Origin of the sequence: Stenotrophomonas maltophilia, from assembly GCF_002799245.1 — a bacterium.
Classification (GTDB): Bacteria; Pseudomonadota; Gammaproteobacteria; order Xanthomonadales; family Xanthomonadaceae; genus Stenotrophomonas; species Stenotrophomonas maltophilia_S.
On record NZ_NEQV01000001.1, the window covers coordinates 514333 to 530554 of the forward strand.

Sequence of the window (16222 nt, forward strand, 5' to 3'; positions counted from 1 at the left end):
GGGCGCGGCCCCTCCCTCAAGGTGCCTTGGCCCCATGGTAGACGCGGGGCTGTCGGCTGCGTCCAGCTGCATACGTATTCATGGCGCCACGCGGTAGCGCGCCTGCCGCGCTGGCTTATGGTCCGGGTCTGCCAACGGCGCCTTGGGAGGGGAAATGCCGATGTCACCCATTGCTGTACGCGCGGTGCTTGCACGCACCGTGTTCGCGCCCATGCTCGGCCTGGCCCTGCTGGGGTGGGCCACGCTGGCACAGGCCGCGCCACAGGTAGCCAGCGTCGAATCACCGGGCAAGGTACTCAAGGTCAGCCTGGTGCTGGATGGCGGCACCGCGCGCTACCGCGTCGAGCGCTTCGGCGAGCCCGTGGTGGAGGATTCAAAGCTCGGCTTCGCCCTGCGCGACGGCCGCCTGGATCGCGATTTCGCCCTGCTTGGCCAGCGGCGGCGCAGCGTCGATGAGCGCTGGGAGCAGCCGTGGGGCGAGCGCCGGCTCACCCGCAACCACTTCAACGAGCTGACCGTGCAGCTGGCCGAAACCACCGGCAGCAAGCGGCGGCTGGATGTGGTGTTCCGCGTCTACGACGATGGCCTCGGCTTCCGCTATGTGTTTCCCGAACAACCGGATCTCCGCGAGGCGATCATCGATGACGAACTGACCGAGTTCGCCGTCGCGCAGGATTCCACCGCCTGGTGGATCCCCGCCGGCGAACCGATCCACTACGAATACCTGTACCAGCGCACGCCGTTGCGCGAGGTGCCGCTGGTGCATACACCGATGACCCTGCGCAGCCGCGATGGCCTGCACGTGGCCATCCACGAAGCCGCACTGGTGGACTATGCGGGCATGTGGCTGCGCCGCACCGACGGACAACGCCTGCGCGCGCAGCTGTCGCCCTCGGCCGAAGGCTGGAAGGTGCGCCGCACCCTGCCCTTCGCCACGCCGTGGCGCACGCTGCAGATTGCCGACCGTGCCGGTGGCCTGGTCGAATCAGACCTGATCCTCAACCTCAACGAGCCCAATGTGCTGGGCGATGTGAGCTGGGTGAAGCCGGCCAAGTACCTCGGCGTGTGGTGGTCGATGCACCTGGACAACGAGAGCTGGGCGACCGGACCGAAGCACGCGGCCACCACCGCCAAGACGAAGAAGGTGATCGACTTCGCCGCCGCACACGGCTTCCGTGGCGTACTGGTGGAAGGCTGGAATCCAGGCTGGGACGGCAACTGGGTCGGCAACGGCTACGACTTCGATTTCACCCGCGCCACGCCCGACTTCGATATCGAAGCACTGTCGGCGTACGGGCTGAAGAAGGGCGTGCACCTGATCGGCCACCACGAAACCGGCTGCGCCATCGAGCACTACGAGGACCAGCTGGGTGCCGCACTGGACCTGTATGCGCGACTGGGCGTGGACCAGTTCAAGACCGGGTACGTCTGCGACGACGGCCAGGTCGACCGCCGCAATCCTGCAGGGGGCCCACTGTGGCGCGAGTGGCACGACGGGCAGTTCATGGCCCGCCATCATCTGAAGGTGGTGCAGGAGGCCGCGCGCCGTCACCTGTCGGTGAACCCGCATGAGCCGATCAAGGACACCGGCCTGCGCCGCACCTACCCCAACTGGATCTCGCGCGAAGGTGCCCGCGGCATGGAATACAACGCCTGGGGCCAGCCGCCGAATCCGCCGGAGCACGAGGTCAACCTGGTGTTCACCCGCATGCTGGCCGGGCCGATGGATTACACCCCCGGCATCCTCAGCCTGAAGGGCCGCCACGGCCAGGCCATCCCCAGCACGCTGGCCCGCCAGCTTGCCCTGTACGTGGTGCTGTACAGCCCGATCCAGATGGCCGCCGACCTGCCCGAGCACTACCTGCAGCATCGCGAGGCGTTCCGCTTCATCGAAGACGTGGCGGTGGACTGGGAACAGAGCCGCGTGCTCGATGGCGAAGTGGGCGACTACGTGACGATCGTGCGCCGCGACCGCAACAGCCGCGACTGGTTCCTCGGCAGCATCACGGATGAACACGGCCGCGTGCTGCCGGTGTCGCTGGGCTTCCTGGAGCCGGGCGTACGCTATCGCGCCGAAATCTACCGCGATGGCGAAGGCGCTGATTTCCGCAGCAATCCGTTCGCGTTCGCACGCGAAACCCGCGAGGTGACCAGCGCTGACCGGCTGACCCTGGTGCTGGCACCGGGCGGTGGGCAGGCGATCCGCTTCACCCCGCTGTGAATGCGCCGGTAGTGCCGGCCAGCACGCCCCTCTGTAGCGCCCGAGCCCATGCTCGGGCGGCGGTGCACAGCACCGGTACGGCAGCCGAGCGTGGGCTCGGCTCTATAGAACGAGACACCTGAAAGCGATTACACCCCTGCATGCGCCATTGAATACGTATGCAGGGTGATTCCCGCGAAGAACGCGCTGCCTACCATAGCGGCGACGACAGCGGCCACCGCGTCGCACGTCCACGGTCACGCCGGGACGTCCACGAATCGATCTGCAACATTGCCTGGGAGGGGAAAATGTTGAACCACAAGCGCAGTGCGCTGAGTCTCGCGCTGGCCGTTGTGCTGGCGCCGACGCTGGCGTCGGCACAGTCCACGCAGAGCACCACCACACCTACGGGAACCGCCGCCACCAACCTGGACACGGTGCAGGTCACCGGCATCCGCCGCGGCATCGAGAGCGCGATCGCGGTCAAGCAGGACGCCACCTCGGTGGTCGAAGCGATCTCCGCTGAAGACATCGGCAAGCTGCCCGACGTCAGCATCGCCGAATCCATCTCGCGCCTGCCCGGCCTGGCCGCCCAGCGTGTGGCCGGACGTGCGCAGGTGATCAGCGTGCGCGGCCTGTCGCCGGACTTCGCCACCACCCTGCTCAATGGCCGTGAAGTGGTCAGCACCGGCGACAATCGTGGCGTCGAGTTCGACCAGTACCCGTCCGAGCTGGTCAACGGCGTGACCGTGTACAAGACCCCGGATGCCGCGCTGGTCGGCCAGGGCCTGTCGGGCACCATCGACATGCAGACCGCACGCCCGCTCAGCTTCGGCGAGCGCGTGATCGCGGTCAGTGGCCGCTACCAGAAGAGTTCGCTGGGCCGTGCCGCCAACGTCGACCCGTACGGCAACCGCTTCAGCGCCAGCTACATCGACCAGTTCCTGGACAAGACCCTGGGCATCGCCATCGGCTACGCGCACAGCGACATGCCCATCCAGGAAAACCAGGTCGGCCTGTACGAGCCGTGGACCACCGAGCACACCGACAAGGGCGACCGCCCGGGCGTGGGCGCCGGCACCTACTTCTCCGACGGCATCAAGGCGCTGCGCCGCACCGGCAACAACAAGCGCGACGGCGTGATGGCCACGATCCAGTTCCGGCCGAACAACAGCTGGACCAGCACCTTCGACGCGTTCCACACCGAAGCCGAGCAGATCGACACCGCCAACCAGTTCGAGCTGAACCTCAGCAACTACAACGGCAACTACTCCCCGGGCCTGCTGGTCAGCAACCCGCAGGTCAACGCCAACGGCTCGTTCACCGGCGGCACCGCCAGCGGCGTCTATCCGCTGGTGCGCGGCATGTACAACAAGCGCAAGGACAAGATCGATGCGTTCGGCTGGAACAACGAGTTCAACTTCGGTGGCGTCAAGCTGGTCGCCGACCTGAACTACTCCAAGGCCACGCGCGACGAGCTGAACCTGGAAAACAACCTGCAGCTGACCCCGATGCCGCAGCTGGATACGATCGGCGTGGCGATCCGCCAGGATGGTTTCTCGCAGATCAGCCCGGGGCTGAACTATTCCAACCCCGATGCCCTGTTCCTGACCAATACCATCTACGGTTCGGGCTACGGCAAGGTGCCGCAGGTGGAAGACCGCCTGAAGGGGGGCAAGCTGGCCGCCACCATCGCCCTGCCCGATGCCATCGCCTCGTGGGCGCCGGACATCGACATCGGCGTGAACTACGCCGACCGCCGCAAGGTGAAGACCCAGTCCGAAGGCAACATCCTGCTCGGCGCGCAGGGCGACGCCAACATCGCCCCGGACCTGCAGTACCGCCCGGTGAACCTGGGCTTCGCCGGCCTCGGCACCATTCCGGCCTGGAACGTACCGGCCGCGGTGGGCCGCTACATGACCTTCAACCCGGTCGACAACCTGGACTACCTGATTCCCAAGTCGTGGTCGGTGCAGGAGAAGATCACCACGGCATGGGCACGCCTGAACATCAACACCGACATCGGCGAGGTCGGCGTGCGCGGCAACATCGGCGTGCAGATGCAGCACACCGACCAGAGTTCGGATTCGCGCTACTGGGACAGCTCGCAGGCGGCCGGCAACAACGTGCAGCCCTACTCGAACGGCCGCACCTACAACGACTGGCTGCCGAGCTTGAACCTGGCCTTCATGTTCCCGCACCAGCAGACGCTGCGCTTCGCCGCCGCCAAGCAGGTCGCACGCCCGCGCGTGGACCAGATGCGTGCCGGCCTGGAGTTCGGCGTGGATACCGGCACCGGCCGCCCCGGCGGCAGCGGCGGCAATCCGCTGCTGGACCCGTGGCGTGCCACCGCGCTGGATCTGTCCTACGAGAAGTACTTCGGCGAGAAGGCCTACGTGGCGGCGGCGATCTTCTACAAGGACCTGAAGAGCTACGTCTACACCCAGTCGGTCGACAACTACGACTTCACCTCGCTGCTGGGCAGTTACGTACCGCCGCCGGGCATGACCTCGCCGGTGCTGACCACCGGCACCTTCTCCGCACCGCAGAACGGCAAGGGCGGCACGCTGAAGGGCCTGGAGCTGACCGCGTCGTTCCCGCTGGACATGCTGACCGACAGCCTGCGTGGCTTCGGCGTGCAGGCCAGCGCGACCTTCAACAAGAGCGACATCACCATCCTGGATCCGGAGAGCGCCTCCAGCGTGGGCAGTGACCCGATCAGCCTGCCGGGGTTGTCCAAGCGCGTGTACAACTTCACCGCGTACTACGAGCGCAGCGGCTTTGAAGCACGCGTCAGCCAGCGCCGACGTTCGGACTTCATCGGTGAGATCGGCAACTTCAACGGCAACCGCAGCCTGCGCTACGTCGTCGGCGAGAACGTGACCGATGCGCAGGTCAGTTACACCTTCAGCGACAGCAGCACGCTGCGTGGCCTGACCCTGCTGCTGCAGGGCAGCAACCTGACCAACGAACCGTACCGCACCTACGCCGGCAGCAAGGACCGCCCGCTGGAGTACATCGAGTGGGGCCGCACCTACATGCTGGGCGTGAACTACAAGTTCTAACCACGACCGGGTAGTGCCGGCCGCTGGCCGGCAACGACCCATCGGAAACCCGCTGCGCAGGCAGCGGGTTTTCTTTTGCGCGCATGCCGGCCGTTGGTCGGCAAGGCCTACCCACGCATGGCGTGGATCTACTGGTTGGGGTGTCGCTGGGTAGATCCACGCCATGCGTGGATGCCTTTCGCCGGAAGCTCACCCACAAAAAAGGGACGGGGCGCTTCGGCCCCGTCCCCGCAAGTACCGCCACCGGAGAAAACGGTCAGCTGCGTCGGGCGCAATACACCGCGCGCGGCGGCAGCTGGAGTACATCACCCTGCACCGTGCCTGCATCCGGGCCCGGCACCGCCACCTGCTGCCAGTTGCCCGGTGGCAGCGGATGGGTCACCGCCTCGGCCGACAGGTTGAAGGCCAGCAGGAGGGTTTCATCTGCAAGCATACGCTCGAACAGCAGCACTGGCTCGGCGCTTTCGATGAATCTGATGCTGCCATGCAATAGGGCCGGCTGGGTATGCCGCCAGGCCAGGAAGGCCCGGAAGGCCGCCAGCACCGAGTGCGGATCGCGCTCCTGCACAGCCACCGCCGCCGCCCGGTGCTCGGCCGGAATCGGCAACCACGGCTTGCCGGAGGTGAAGCCGGCCAGCGGCGCATCGGTCCACGGCAGCGGGGTACGGCAACCATCGCGCCCCTTGAAGTTCGGCCAGAAGGTGATGCCATAGGGGTCCTGCAGGGCCTCGAACGGCACCTCGGCCTCGGCCAGGCCCAGCTCCTCGCCCTGGTACAGGCAGACCGAGCCACGCAGCGAGCACAGCATCGCCACCAGCATCCGCGCCAGCCGCGGGTCGGCCGGGTGCCCACCCCAGCGGCTGACCGCCCGCTCCACGTCGTGATTGGAAACCGCCCAGCACGGCCAGCCTTCGGTCATCACCGCTTCCAGGCGCGAGACCGTATCGCGGATGTAGGCCGCGCTGTAGTCGTTCACCAGCAGCTCGAAGCTGTAGCCCATGTGCAGGCGGCCATCGCGGGTGTACTCGGCGGTGGTCGCCAGCGAGTCCTCCGAGGAAATCTCGCCCAGGCTGACCGCCCCCGGGTACTGGTCCAGCAGCGCGCGCAGGCGCTCCAGGAACGGCAGGTTCTCCGGCTGGGTGTTGTTGAAGTAGTGGTACTGGTAGGCGTACGGGTTGTCCGGGCTGAAACCGCGCCCCACCCGCTTGTCGGCGGGCTTGGCCGGGTTGTCGCGCAGCTGTGCGTCGTGGAAGCAGAAGTTGATCGCATCCAGGCGGAAGCCATCCACGCCGCGCTCCAGCCAGAAGCGCACATTGTCCAGGGTGGCCTGCTGCACATCCGGGTGATGGAAGTTCAGATCCGGCTGGTCGACCAGGAAGTTGTGCAGGTAGTACTGCTCGCGGCGCGGCTCCCACTGCCAGGCGCAGCCGCCGAACAGCGACAGCCAGTTGTTGGGCGGGGTGCCGTCCTCGCGCGGGTCGGCCCAGACATACCAGTCCGCCTTCGGGTTGCTGTGGTCCTGGCGGCTCTCGCGGAACCAGGCATGCTCGATCGAGGTGTGGCTCAGCACCTGGTCGATCATCACCTTCAGGCCCAGGCCGTGGGCCTTGGCGAGCAGGCGGTCGAAGTCGTCCAGGCTGCCGAACAGCGGGTCGACGTCGCGGTAGTCGGCGATGTCGTAGCCGAAGTCGGCCATCGGCGACTTGAAGAACGGCGAGATCCAGATCGCATCCACGCCCAGTGTGGCGATGTGGTCCAGGCGCTGGATGATGCCCGGCAGGTCGCCCACCCCATCGCCGTTGGCATCAAGGTAGCTGCGCGGGTAGATCTGGTAGATGACGGCTCCGCGCCACCATGGATAGTGCGACATCGACAGCCCCCCTCCGGGCATGCGGGACCCGCCGGCAGCGGGCCGAAATCCTGACCCGGCAAGCTTAGCGGCGGCCCCGCGGGCATGGCGCAACCTGCATACGTATTCACGCGGGCGGCAGCGTTGGCCGGGCCGGGAACGCCGGCCAGACCGGTTTGCGCCCGAATTCACGGCCAGCGCCTATAATCGGTGGTGAGCCTGAAAGCCTGATCGCATGACCATCACTGAAGACACCCGTCCCGCCCTGGGCCTGCCCCAGATCCAGTCGCTTGCCGCGGCCGACATGGCCGCCGTCGACGCCCTGATCCGGCGCCGGTTGTCCTCGGACGTCGTGCTGATCAACCAGATCGCCGACCACATCATCTCCGCCGGCGGCAAACGCCTGCGCCCGATGCTGGTGATGCTGGCTGGCCATGCGGTCGGCCAGGCCGGCCCGGAGCACCACCAGCTGGCGGCGATCATCGAGTTCATCCATACCTCCACCCTGCTGCACGACGACGTGGTGGACGAATCCAGCCTGCGCCGTGGCCGCAGCACCGCCAACGCGCTGTGGGGCAACGCGCCCAGCGTGCTGGTCGGCGACTTCCTGTACTCGCGCAGCTTCCAGCTGATGGTCGAGCTGGAGCGCATGCCGGTGATGCAGATCCTGGCCGATGCCACCAACCGCATCGCCGAAGGTGAAGTGCTGCAGCTGCTGCACGTGCACAACCCGGATACCGACGAAGCCGCCTACCTGCGCGTGATCGAGCGCAAGACCGCGGTGCTGTTCGCCGCCGGCACCCGCCTGGGCGCACTGGCCAGCGGCGTGGATGAAGCGACCCAGCAGGCCCTGTTCGACTACGGCATGCACCTAGGCTACGCGTTCCAGATCGCCGACGACGTGCTGGACTACTCGGCCAACGCCGAGGAACTGGGCAAGAACCTGGGCGACGACCTTGCCGAGGGCAAGGCGACGCTGCCGCTGATCCACGCGATGGCCCACTCCGACGACGCCACCCGCGAGCGCCTGCGCACCATCGTGCAGGACGGCGATGCCTCGGCGATGCCGGAAGTGCTGGCCGCGATCCGCGCCACCGGCGGGCTGGAATACAGCCGCGCGCGTGCCGAGGAATATGCCGAGAGTGCGGAGCGTGCGCTCGACGGCCTGGGCGACAACGACGCTGTGGCTGCCCTGCGCGGCCTGGCCCGCTACGCGGTGCAGCGCTCGCATTGATGGCTGAAGGCGTGCCGACCAACGGTCGGCACCCACCAAACCGGCATTAAGGCGTGCCGACCAACGGTCGGCACCCACCAAACCGGCATTAAGGCGTGCCGGCCAACGGTCGGCACCCATCAAACCGGCATTCCGGTGGGTGCCGACCGTTGGTCGGCACGCGTCTGATTACCGGAAGCGCTCCTCGAAGAATTCATCCAGCGCCTTCCACGCGCGCTTGGCCGCGCGCTCGTTGTACTGGCAGCCCGGCGGGCTGTTGGCATCGCGCTCGGCGAAGCAGTGCACCGCGCCGCTGTAATTGGTGAATTCCCAATCGACCTTGGCCGCGTTCATTTCCTTCTGGAAACCGGCGATGTCCTCGGCGGTCACGCTCTTGTCGTCGGCACCGTTGAGCACCAGCACCGAGGGGTGCGTACCACCGGCCTGTGCCGGCAGCGGCGAGCCCAGCCCGCCGTGCAGGCTGACCACGCCCGCCAGCGGCGCACCGGCACGGGCCAGTTCGAGCACGGTGGTGCCGCCGAAGCAGAAGCCCACCGCGCCGATCCGGCTGGCATCGAGCGGCGCCTTGCCAGCCTGCGCCTTGAGCACGTTCACCGCCTCCAGCGCGCGTGCACGCAGCAGGGGACGGTCGTTGCGCAGCTTGCTGGCCACCGGCCCGGCCTCGGCATCCGTCTTCGGCCGCACGCCCTTGCCGTAGACATCGGCCACCAGCACCACATAGTCATCGCCGGCCAGCTGCTTGGCCTTCTCCACCGCCGACTCGTTCACACCCTTCCAGTTCGGCACCATCACCAGGCCCGGGCGCTTGCCATGCCCACCATCGTCATAGACCAGCACACCACTGAAGGTCGTGCCCTGGTGTTTCCACTCCACCGGCTGCGTCTTCATCGCCGCCCACGCCGGCATCGCCGCCAGCCCCAGCATCACCGCCACACCCCATCGCCAACGATTCATGCGCCTGCTCCGCAAAAAAGGGGACGGAGGGGATTAAGCCGTAATCGCCCCTCCCGCGTCGCATTCTGCATTGGCGGCGTGACGCAGGTGTGGTTGGATACGACTTAATCCCCTCCGTCCCCTTTTTGACGCATGAATCTTGTTGATCGCTTTCTGTCTGGCCTGGTTCCGCGCTTGCCTGCTGACGATGCCGCGCAATGGGCCCACGTCCAGGGTGCCAGCACCGAAGACCTGCAGCGCCTGCGCACGCAGTGGCCACAGGTGCCGGACAGCCTGGTCGCGCTGCTGTCGCGCGTGGATGGCACCCATTTCCGCGAGTATCCCGGCGCTGAGGTCTGCGTGCTGATGCTCGGCTCGGACGTCGAGGACGGCGGCTATCCGTACTACCTGCGCTCGGTGGCACAGATCTTCGAGGACCAGCAGCAGTGGGACGATAGCATCCGTTCGATCTACGAAGAGTGGCTGGATGACGAACCGGAGATCCTCGGCGAGGGCATCGATGCCGACCTGGCGATGAACCGCCGCCTGTGCTTCTCGCACTGCATGAACAATGGCGGCACCTCGATGCTGTATCTGGATTTCGATCCGGCACCGGGCGGCACCGCCGGCCAGGTGGTGCGCTACCTGCACGACCCGGACAGCTACGCGGTGATCGCACCCAGCTTCGATGCCTATCTGCAGCAGCTGATCGACGGCGGCTACGCGTTCATCGACGAGGAACTGTAGATCCACGCCATGCGTGGATGGAGGCGTGCAGGATCAATCCGGGGTCGGATCCCTTTCCTGCGGAAAGGGATCCGACCCCGCTGGATCACGGGGTTTCATCCGCGCCCGATCCAATGCAACGTGCCCGGCGCGAACGCCAGCAGATCCCCTGCATCCAGCTGATCCCGCGACCAGTTGCGTTCCGGCGGCTTCGACTGCCGGGCACCCACCGCACCGTTGTAGTCGCGCACCAGCAGGCCGATACGCGCGGCACCGGACTGCAGCAGGGCATCGATGCGCTGCAGCCACTGGCCAGCGTCGCCCAGCGCTTCATCGTGGCGCATCTGCTGATCCTGCTCATGCCGCGCCGACTGCTCGGCCCGCGCACGGGCAATCTTGGCTTCGCTCCAGCCCCTCTTCCGCCAGCGCTCAGCATCGCCCTTCCACTCCCGCTCGGCATGCGACGAGGCCAGCGCCGTACCGCAATCGCAGTGCGCGGTACTCAGCCACGGCTGCCAACCGGGTCCGACCGCTGACTGCAGGCTGGGAGAATCCTGCACGAACAGACGCCGGCCGCTGCGCTCCATGATCGCGGTGGCTTCAACTTGCGCAAACGACGTGGGCAGCAACAGAGTGATGAAGGTGCACATGCGGGTGTCCGGGTCCGTCCGGGGAGTGCACCCATGGTAAGTCCATACCGGGGTCAGAGCCCTTTCCTGTGGGAAGGGATCCGACCCCCAGTCCGGGACTACCCGATGCCGAGCCCCGGAATCGCACTGATGCTGTCCGGGTCGAACCCGGCCAGTTCGGCGAAATGACGGCCACGCGCCACGTAATCACGATAGGCACCAAAGCTCGGTGCGCCCGGCGACAGCAGCACCACCCCACCCTGCGTACCCAGCGCGCTGCGCGCCAGGGCCATCGCTTCCGGCAGATCGCCGGCGGCATGCAGGCCGAAGCGACCGGCCTCGGCCAACGGCTGCAGCATGGCGTGGATGCGCGGACCGTTGCTGCCCATGGTCACGATCTCCACCGGGGGCACATCGTGCGCCATGTGCTGCATGAAATCGGTCCAGTCCAGGCCACGGTCGTGCCCGCCCACCAGCAGCGCGATGCGCTGCCCGGCAAAACACTCCAACGCGGCCAGGCTGGCATGCGGCGTCGTGCTGATCGAATCGTTGACGTAGGTCAGGCCATCGGCGACGCCGATCCGCTGCAGGCGGTTGGGCAGCGGACGGAAGTCCTGCACCGCGGGTGCCAGCGCCACTGCATCCAGCCCCAACGCTTCCAGCGCGGCCAGCACCGCGCAAAGGTTGCCGCGGTTGTGGCGGCCCGGCAGTGGCGTATTGCGGGTATCGAACACCGCCTGCCCGCCGCGATGCACGACATCGCCACGCATATGCCAGCCCTGCAGCTGGTTGAACCAGACCACCTCGCTGTCGGGCAGCGACAGCGCGGCCAGGTGCGGATCGGCGGCATTGAGCACGGCAATGCGCGGTGCGGCTTCAGTCACCAGCCGCAGCTTGTCGTCGATGTAGCGTTGTTCGCTGCCGTGCCAGTCCAGGTGTTCCGGGAACAGGTTCAGCACCACCGCCACCTGCGGATGGGCGCCGCTGCGCGCCACTTCCCCGGTCTGGTAGCTGGACAGCTCCACTGCCCAGTACTCGGGCGCGGGTTGCGGATCCAGCACTTCCAGCAGCGGCAGGCCGATGTTGCCGACCAGGCCGGTACGGTGGCCGGCGGCACGCAGCAGATGTGCGACCAGGGCCGTGGTAGTGCTCTTGCCCTTGGTGCCGGTCACGCACACGGTGTCGTGCACGATGCCATCGTCGGCCGCGTGTTCGGCAAACCACAGCGCGGTGCCACCGATGAAGGCGGTGCCCTGCCCTGCCGCCGCCACTGCGATCGGCTGGTAGGGGCTGATACCGGGCGATTTGATCACCACGTCGAACGCGGCCAGCGCCTCAGCCGAGGGCTCGCCACGGACATCCAGAGCACCCTGCGTTTCCGCACGCGCGGCCTCGGCCTCGGCCGCCGGGCAGAACAGGCTCAGCGGCAGCGTGGGCAGGCGCTCACGCAGCACCGCAAACGCGGCGCGGCCCTCACGGCCCCAGCCCCACAGCGCGACCCGCTTTCCTTCAAGCTTCGAAATCTTCACGCACCCGTTCCCACAGCGCAGCCGGAACGCGATGCTCGCCCTGCAGCTGCAGCAGCGGTGCCAGTTCCAGCTCGGCGGCATCCAGCTGCGGCTGGATCTCATTGCAGAAGCGCTTCACCAGCACGTCTTCCTTCCACTCCGGGCGCTGTGCCAGGGTCGCCATCGCCGCACGCGATTCGCGGCCTTCGCCGACGCACTCGAACGGCTTGTGGTCCTGGAATTCCAGCAGCGCATCGAAGCCACCGGCCTGCTCGGCATCATCCAGCAGGTTGCGGCCGAAGATGCGCACCAGGCGCGTCTTGGGCATGAACGGGGCCAGCGCCAGGAACACGAAATGGCATTTCGGGCAGACGCCACACCAGCGATTCACCGGGCGCTCGCCGAGGATGTGGAAGTTGCGGTTGCAGCTGGAGAAGTGCGCGTCGTAGAAATCGGTCTTGGCGAACTGGCGGGCCACCGCCAGCTCGGACATCGGGCGCAGCAACGAGTAGTACTGCAGGTCCGCCGCCACCTGCTTCTGCACATGGCGGCCGAAGGCCTGCTCGAACGCCCAGCCCTTGGACCACTGGTGGTTCACTTCGCCGGTGCCCGGAATCTGGCTGCCGTAGCTGGCCGAACGCTCGTTGGAGAACACCACCTGGTCCACGCCCTGCAGCAGCGCGGCCAGCACCATGATCGCCGAGTTCACTGCGGTGACCGGGATATGGCCGTTCCAGGCACCCTGGCGGTTGAGCTCGAACAGTTCCGGCGCCAGCGCGCGGCCCAGGTTCAGCGTCGGCAGGCCGGTACGCTCGGCACAGGCGCGGATCAGCTGCGAGCCACCGATCCAGGTCACCGTCTCGTCCACGCCGGCACGGCGCAGCGCTTCGATGCTGACCAGCGAATCCTTGCCGCCACCGATCGCCACCAGCGCGTGCGGCTGCAGGCCCAGTGCCGGCGCCTGCAGCGCGTCGCCCTGTACCGGCAGGCGGAAACGCCCGCGCAGGTTCAGGCCGTTGCGGTACGCAAATTCACCCAGGCCGTTGAGATAGACCGTTTCCACCAGCGCAGCGGTATCGGCATCGATGGCGTAGCTGTCGATGCTGACCGTCTCCGGCACGCCCGCCTTGTAGTAGCTGACACCAGCGATCAGGTGCAGCAGCTGCAGCGCGCGCTGCACCGCCGCGGTTCGCGCCGTGTCCAGCACGAACGGGGCGCCCGGCACAGTGATGGTCTCCACCATCTCCGGGCCATCATCAAAGGCGTAGACCAGCTTGGCCACGCCGGTCTCCGCAGCGAATTCGCAGCGGACGAAGCGGAAGCGGGAAACCTGGTGTTTGTCGAAAGCAGTCATGGTGTATCCGGTCAGGCACGGGCCCGCGCGATGGCGCGGGGCGTGTCGGTGGGCGGGTGCAGGGCGCGCGCGGTGATCATTCGATCACGTCTTCGCGCGGCAGCATCCGCTGGTTGTAGGTGTTGGCCATCGAATAGCCGTAGGCGCCGGCGTCGGCGATCAGCATCACGTCGTCCGGTGCGGTCGACACCGGCAGCTTGCGGCGCTTGCCGAACACATCGCTGGATTCGCAGATCGGGCCCACCACATCGAACGCCGCTTCGGCATAACCGCCCTGGCGGCTGAGGTTCTCGATGTCGTGCCAGGCGTCGTACAGGGCCGGCCGCATCAGTGCATTCATGCCGGCATCCAGGCCGACGCGGCGCACGCCCTCCTTTTCCACCACCTGGGTGACATGGGTCAGCAGCACGCCCGACTCGGCCACCAGGTAGCGGCCCGGCTCGATCGCCAGCCGGAACGCCGGATGCAGCGCCTTGACCTCGGCCAGGCCGGCGGCCCAGGCATCCAGGTCGAACGGCTCGTCCTCGGCGGAATACGGAATCGGCAGGCCGCCACCAATGTCAATGGTGTGCACGCTGCCGATGCGGCGGGCGAAACCGGCCAGCTCATCGCACATCAGGCGCCAGTGCTGCGCGGTCTCGACACCGCTGCCGAGGTGCGCATGCAGGCCGACCACGCGGCTGCCCAGATCGGTGGCCGCGCGCACGAACTCGTCGACGCGGGCGATCGGCAGGCCGAACTTGGAGTCCTTGCCGCCGGTACGGACCTTCGCATGATGACCTTCGCCCCGGCCCAGATCGACGCGCAGCCACAGCTCGCGGTTGCGGAACAGGTCCGGCCAGCGCTGCAGTGCTTCGACGTTGTCGACCGTCACGGTCACGCCGAGCGCGAACGCCGCCTCGTACTCGCTGCGCGGGCAGAAGCTGGGAGTGAACAGCACGCGCTTGGGCGACAGTTCCGGCAGGTGCTGGAACACATGCTTCAGCTCACCGTGCGACACGCACTCCAGGCCGAAGCCCTCGGCTTCCAGCAGCTGCAGGATGGCCGGGTGGCTGTTGGCCTTGATCGCGTAGTAGCGCTGGTCAATCGGCTTGATCGCGGCCAGCGCGCGGGCGCGGGCGCGCACCGTCGGCAGGTGGTAGACGTAGCGCGGCGTACCGGCATCGGCCAGCTGCAGCAGGTGCGCACGCTGGCCCCGCCACCACGGCGTACCACGCGGGCGCACGGTGCCGGCAATCTCGCGCCAGCGCGGGCCGAACACTTCGGTCTCTTCCACCGGCATCGCACCGCTGTCGATCAGCTCGGCATGCAGGATCGGCAGCAGGCCATCGGCATCGGCCTCGTCGATGACGAAGGTCAGGTTCAGGTCATTGGACGACTGCGAGATCATGTGCACGCGCTCGCGGCCGAAGGTGGCCCACACGTCCGACAGCTTGTGCAGCAGCGAACGCATGCCACGGCCAACCAGGGTGATCGCCGCGCACGGCACGATCACCTTCACCTTGCAGATCTGCGACAGGTCGGCCGACAGCGCGGCCAGCACATCGGTGTTGACCAGGTTCTCGGACGGGTCCAGCGACACGGTGACGTTGGTCTCGGCCGAACCGATCAGGTCCACCGACAGGCCGTGCTTCTTGAACAGGTTGAACACATCGGCCAGGAAACCGACCTGCTGCCACATGCCGATGCCTTCCATCGACACCAGCACGATGCCGTTGCGGCGGCTGATCGCCTTCACGCCCGGCACCGGTGCAGCGCTGCCATCGATGCTGGTACCCGGCAGTTCCGGGCGCTCGGTATCGAGGATGGCCATCGGCACGCCGGCATCGCGGCACGGCTTGATCGAGCGCGGATGCAGCACCTTGGCGCCGGTGGTAGCGATTTCCTGCGCCTCGTAATAGTCCAGCCGGGTCAGCAGGCGCGCGTCCGGCACGTCCTTCGGGTTGGCACTGAACATGCCCGGCACATCGGTCCAGATCTCCACGCGGCTGGCGCCGAGCAGTGCACCGAAGTACGCCGCCGAGGTATCCGAGCCACCGCGGCCGAGGATGGCGGTACCCCCATCGGCATGCCGCGAAATGAAGCCCTGGGTGATCAGCAGGCGGGTCGGCTGCGCGCGGAAACGCTGCATCCACTCCGCGTCGGCACGCCACTGGCAGTTCACCGACAGGCGCTGCGACCAGTCGCTCTGGTTCGGCTGCGGCGGCATCGCGTCCAGCCACTGGCGCGCGTCCATCCAGCCCATGTCCAGGCCCGAGGCATGCAGATAGGCCGCGCCCAGGGTAGAGGACAGCAGCTCGCCCTGGCCCAGTACCTCGGCCTGCCATTGCAGCGGACGGGTGGCCGCACGCGGGTCGTCCAGCAGGCCCTGCAGCGCCGCCAGACGCTCGGCCAGTACCTCGCGGCCCAGGCCCAGCTCGGCCAGGAAGGCCTCATGGCGCTCGACCAGCGCCGCCACGCGATCACGGCTGTCCGGCGCGCCATCGGCAATCGCAGTCAGTTCGTTGGTGACCCCGGACAGTGCCGAAACCACCACCAGCACGCGTGATCCGGTCTCTTCCGCGCGTTTTTTCGCCAGCTTCCCGATCGTGTCCCAGCGGTGACGACGCGACACCGAGGTGCCGCCGAACTTCAGTACGATCCAACGATCGACAAGGGGGGAAGCTGACATGGATTGGCTATGTAGAATGTGGGGAAGCCGCCCCTGGGGGCGGAACCTTTGAT

The 16222-nt window shown here is 67.2% G+C and carries 10 protein-coding genes; 4 read left to right on the forward strand and 6 right to left on the reverse strand.

The genetic code is table 11. The features are described 5' to 3' along the window. Positions 1–154 precede the first annotated feature (154 nt). Positions 155–2221 carry a glycoside hydrolase family 97 protein gene (locus tag B9Y64_RS02375; protein WP_100439349.1) on the forward strand — a complete coding sequence of 689 codons (2067 nt, stop codon included), beginning with the start codon at positions 155–157 and terminating at the stop codon, positions 2219–2221. A 287-nt stretch (positions 2222–2508) separates the two neighbouring features. Next, positions 2509–5265 (forward strand): TonB-dependent receptor, encoded by a 2757-nt coding sequence (locus B9Y64_RS02380; protein WP_162292360.1) that lies wholly within the window; start codon positions 2509–2511, stop codon positions 5263–5265. A gap of 256 nt (positions 5266–5521) precedes the next feature. Here the strand turns inward: B9Y64_RS02380 and B9Y64_RS02385 are convergent, their stop codons facing one another. Then, on the reverse strand, positions 5522–7135 hold the full coding sequence (locus B9Y64_RS02385) for an alpha-glucosidase family protein (protein ID WP_100439350.1): 1614 nt from the start codon (positions 7133–7135) through the stop codon (positions 5522–5524). Positions 7136–7349: 214 nt separating this feature from the next. On the opposite strand from B9Y64_RS02385, the gene B9Y64_RS02390 reads away from it, so the two are divergent. Continuing rightward, complete coding sequence (locus B9Y64_RS02390; protein ID WP_100439351.1) at positions 7350–8348, forward strand: polyprenyl synthetase family protein; 999 nt, start codon at positions 7350–7352, stop codon at positions 8346–8348. A gap of 168 nt (positions 8349–8516) precedes the next feature. On the opposite strand, the gene B9Y64_RS02395 is transcribed toward B9Y64_RS02390, so the two are convergent. Beyond that, positions 8517–9302, reverse strand: coding sequence for a dienelactone hydrolase family protein (locus tag B9Y64_RS02395; protein WP_100439352.1), 786 nt, complete (start codon positions 9300–9302; stop codon positions 8517–8519). Positions 9303–9434: 132 nt separating this feature from the next. Between B9Y64_RS02395 and B9Y64_RS02400 the strand changes: the two genes are divergently transcribed. Further along, positions 9435–10028, forward strand: a complete 594-nt coding sequence (locus B9Y64_RS02400; protein ID WP_100439353.1) for an SMI1/KNR4 family protein — start codon at positions 9435–9437, stop codon at positions 10026–10028. A gap of 95 nt (positions 10029–10123) precedes the next feature. On the opposite strand, the gene B9Y64_RS02405 is transcribed toward B9Y64_RS02400, so the two are convergent. The 4 genes from B9Y64_RS02405 to B9Y64_RS02420 all read right to left on the reverse strand — a co-directional run bounded on the left by B9Y64_RS02405 (position 10124) and on the right by B9Y64_RS02420 (position 16169). Next, positions 10124–10657, reverse strand: coding sequence for a hypothetical protein (locus B9Y64_RS02405; protein ID WP_100439354.1), 534 nt, complete (start codon positions 10655–10657; stop codon positions 10124–10126). 98 nt (positions 10658–10755) lie between these two features. After that, entirely contained in the window at positions 10756–12165 is a 1410-nt protein-coding gene (gene murD, locus B9Y64_RS02410) for a UDP-N-acetylmuramoyl-L-alanine--D-glutamate ligase (protein ID WP_100439355.1), read from the reverse strand. Further along, complete coding sequence (murL, locus tag B9Y64_RS02415) at positions 12146–13498, reverse strand: UDP-N-acetyl-alpha-D-muramoyl-L-alanyl-L-glutamate epimerase (RefSeq protein ID WP_100439356.1); 1353 nt, start codon at positions 13496–13498, stop codon at positions 12146–12148. Before murL ends, murD begins: the two co-directional genes overlap by 20 nt. A 76-nt stretch (positions 13499–13574) precedes the next feature. After that, on the reverse strand, positions 13575–16169 hold the full coding sequence (locus tag B9Y64_RS02420) for a bifunctional aspartate kinase/diaminopimelate decarboxylase (protein ID WP_100439357.1): 2595 nt from the start codon (positions 16167–16169) through the stop codon (positions 13575–13577). Positions 16170–16222: the final 53 nt, after the last annotated feature.

What these genes read in the sequence shown, in the direction of transcription:
- B9Y64_RS02375 (WP_100439349.1), top strand. Translation starts at nt 155, where the DNA reads ATGCCGATGTCACCCATTGCTGTACGCGCGGTGCTTGCACGCACCGTG.
- B9Y64_RS02380 (WP_162292360.1), top strand. Translation starts at nt 2,509, where the DNA reads ATGTTGAACCACAAGCGCAGTGCGCTGAGTCTCGCGCTGGCCGTTGTG.
- B9Y64_RS02385 (WP_100439350.1), bottom strand. Translation starts at nt 7,135, where the DNA reads ATGTCGCACTATCCATGGTGGCGCGGAGCCGTCATCTACCAGATCTAC.
- B9Y64_RS02390 (WP_100439351.1), top strand. Translation starts at nt 7,350, where the DNA reads ATGACCATCACTGAAGACACCCGTCCCGCCCTGGGCCTGCCCCAGATC.
- B9Y64_RS02395 (WP_100439352.1), bottom strand. Translation starts at nt 9,302, where the DNA reads ATGAATCGTTGGCGATGGGGTGTGGCGGTGATGCTGGGGCTGGCGGCG.
- B9Y64_RS02400 (WP_100439353.1), top strand. Translation starts at nt 9,435, where the DNA reads ATGAATCTTGTTGATCGCTTTCTGTCTGGCCTGGTTCCGCGCTTGCCT.
- B9Y64_RS02405 (WP_100439354.1), bottom strand. Translation starts at nt 10,657, where the DNA reads ATGTGCACCTTCATCACTCTGTTGCTGCCCACGTCGTTTGCGCAAGTT.
- murL (WP_100439356.1), bottom strand. Translation starts at nt 13,498, where the DNA reads ATGACTGCTTTCGACAAACACCAGGTTTCCCGCTTCCGCTTCGTCCGC.
- B9Y64_RS02420 (WP_100439357.1), bottom strand. Translation starts at nt 16,169, where the DNA reads ATGTCAGCTTCCCCCCTTGTCGATCGTTGGATCGTACTGAAGTTCGGC.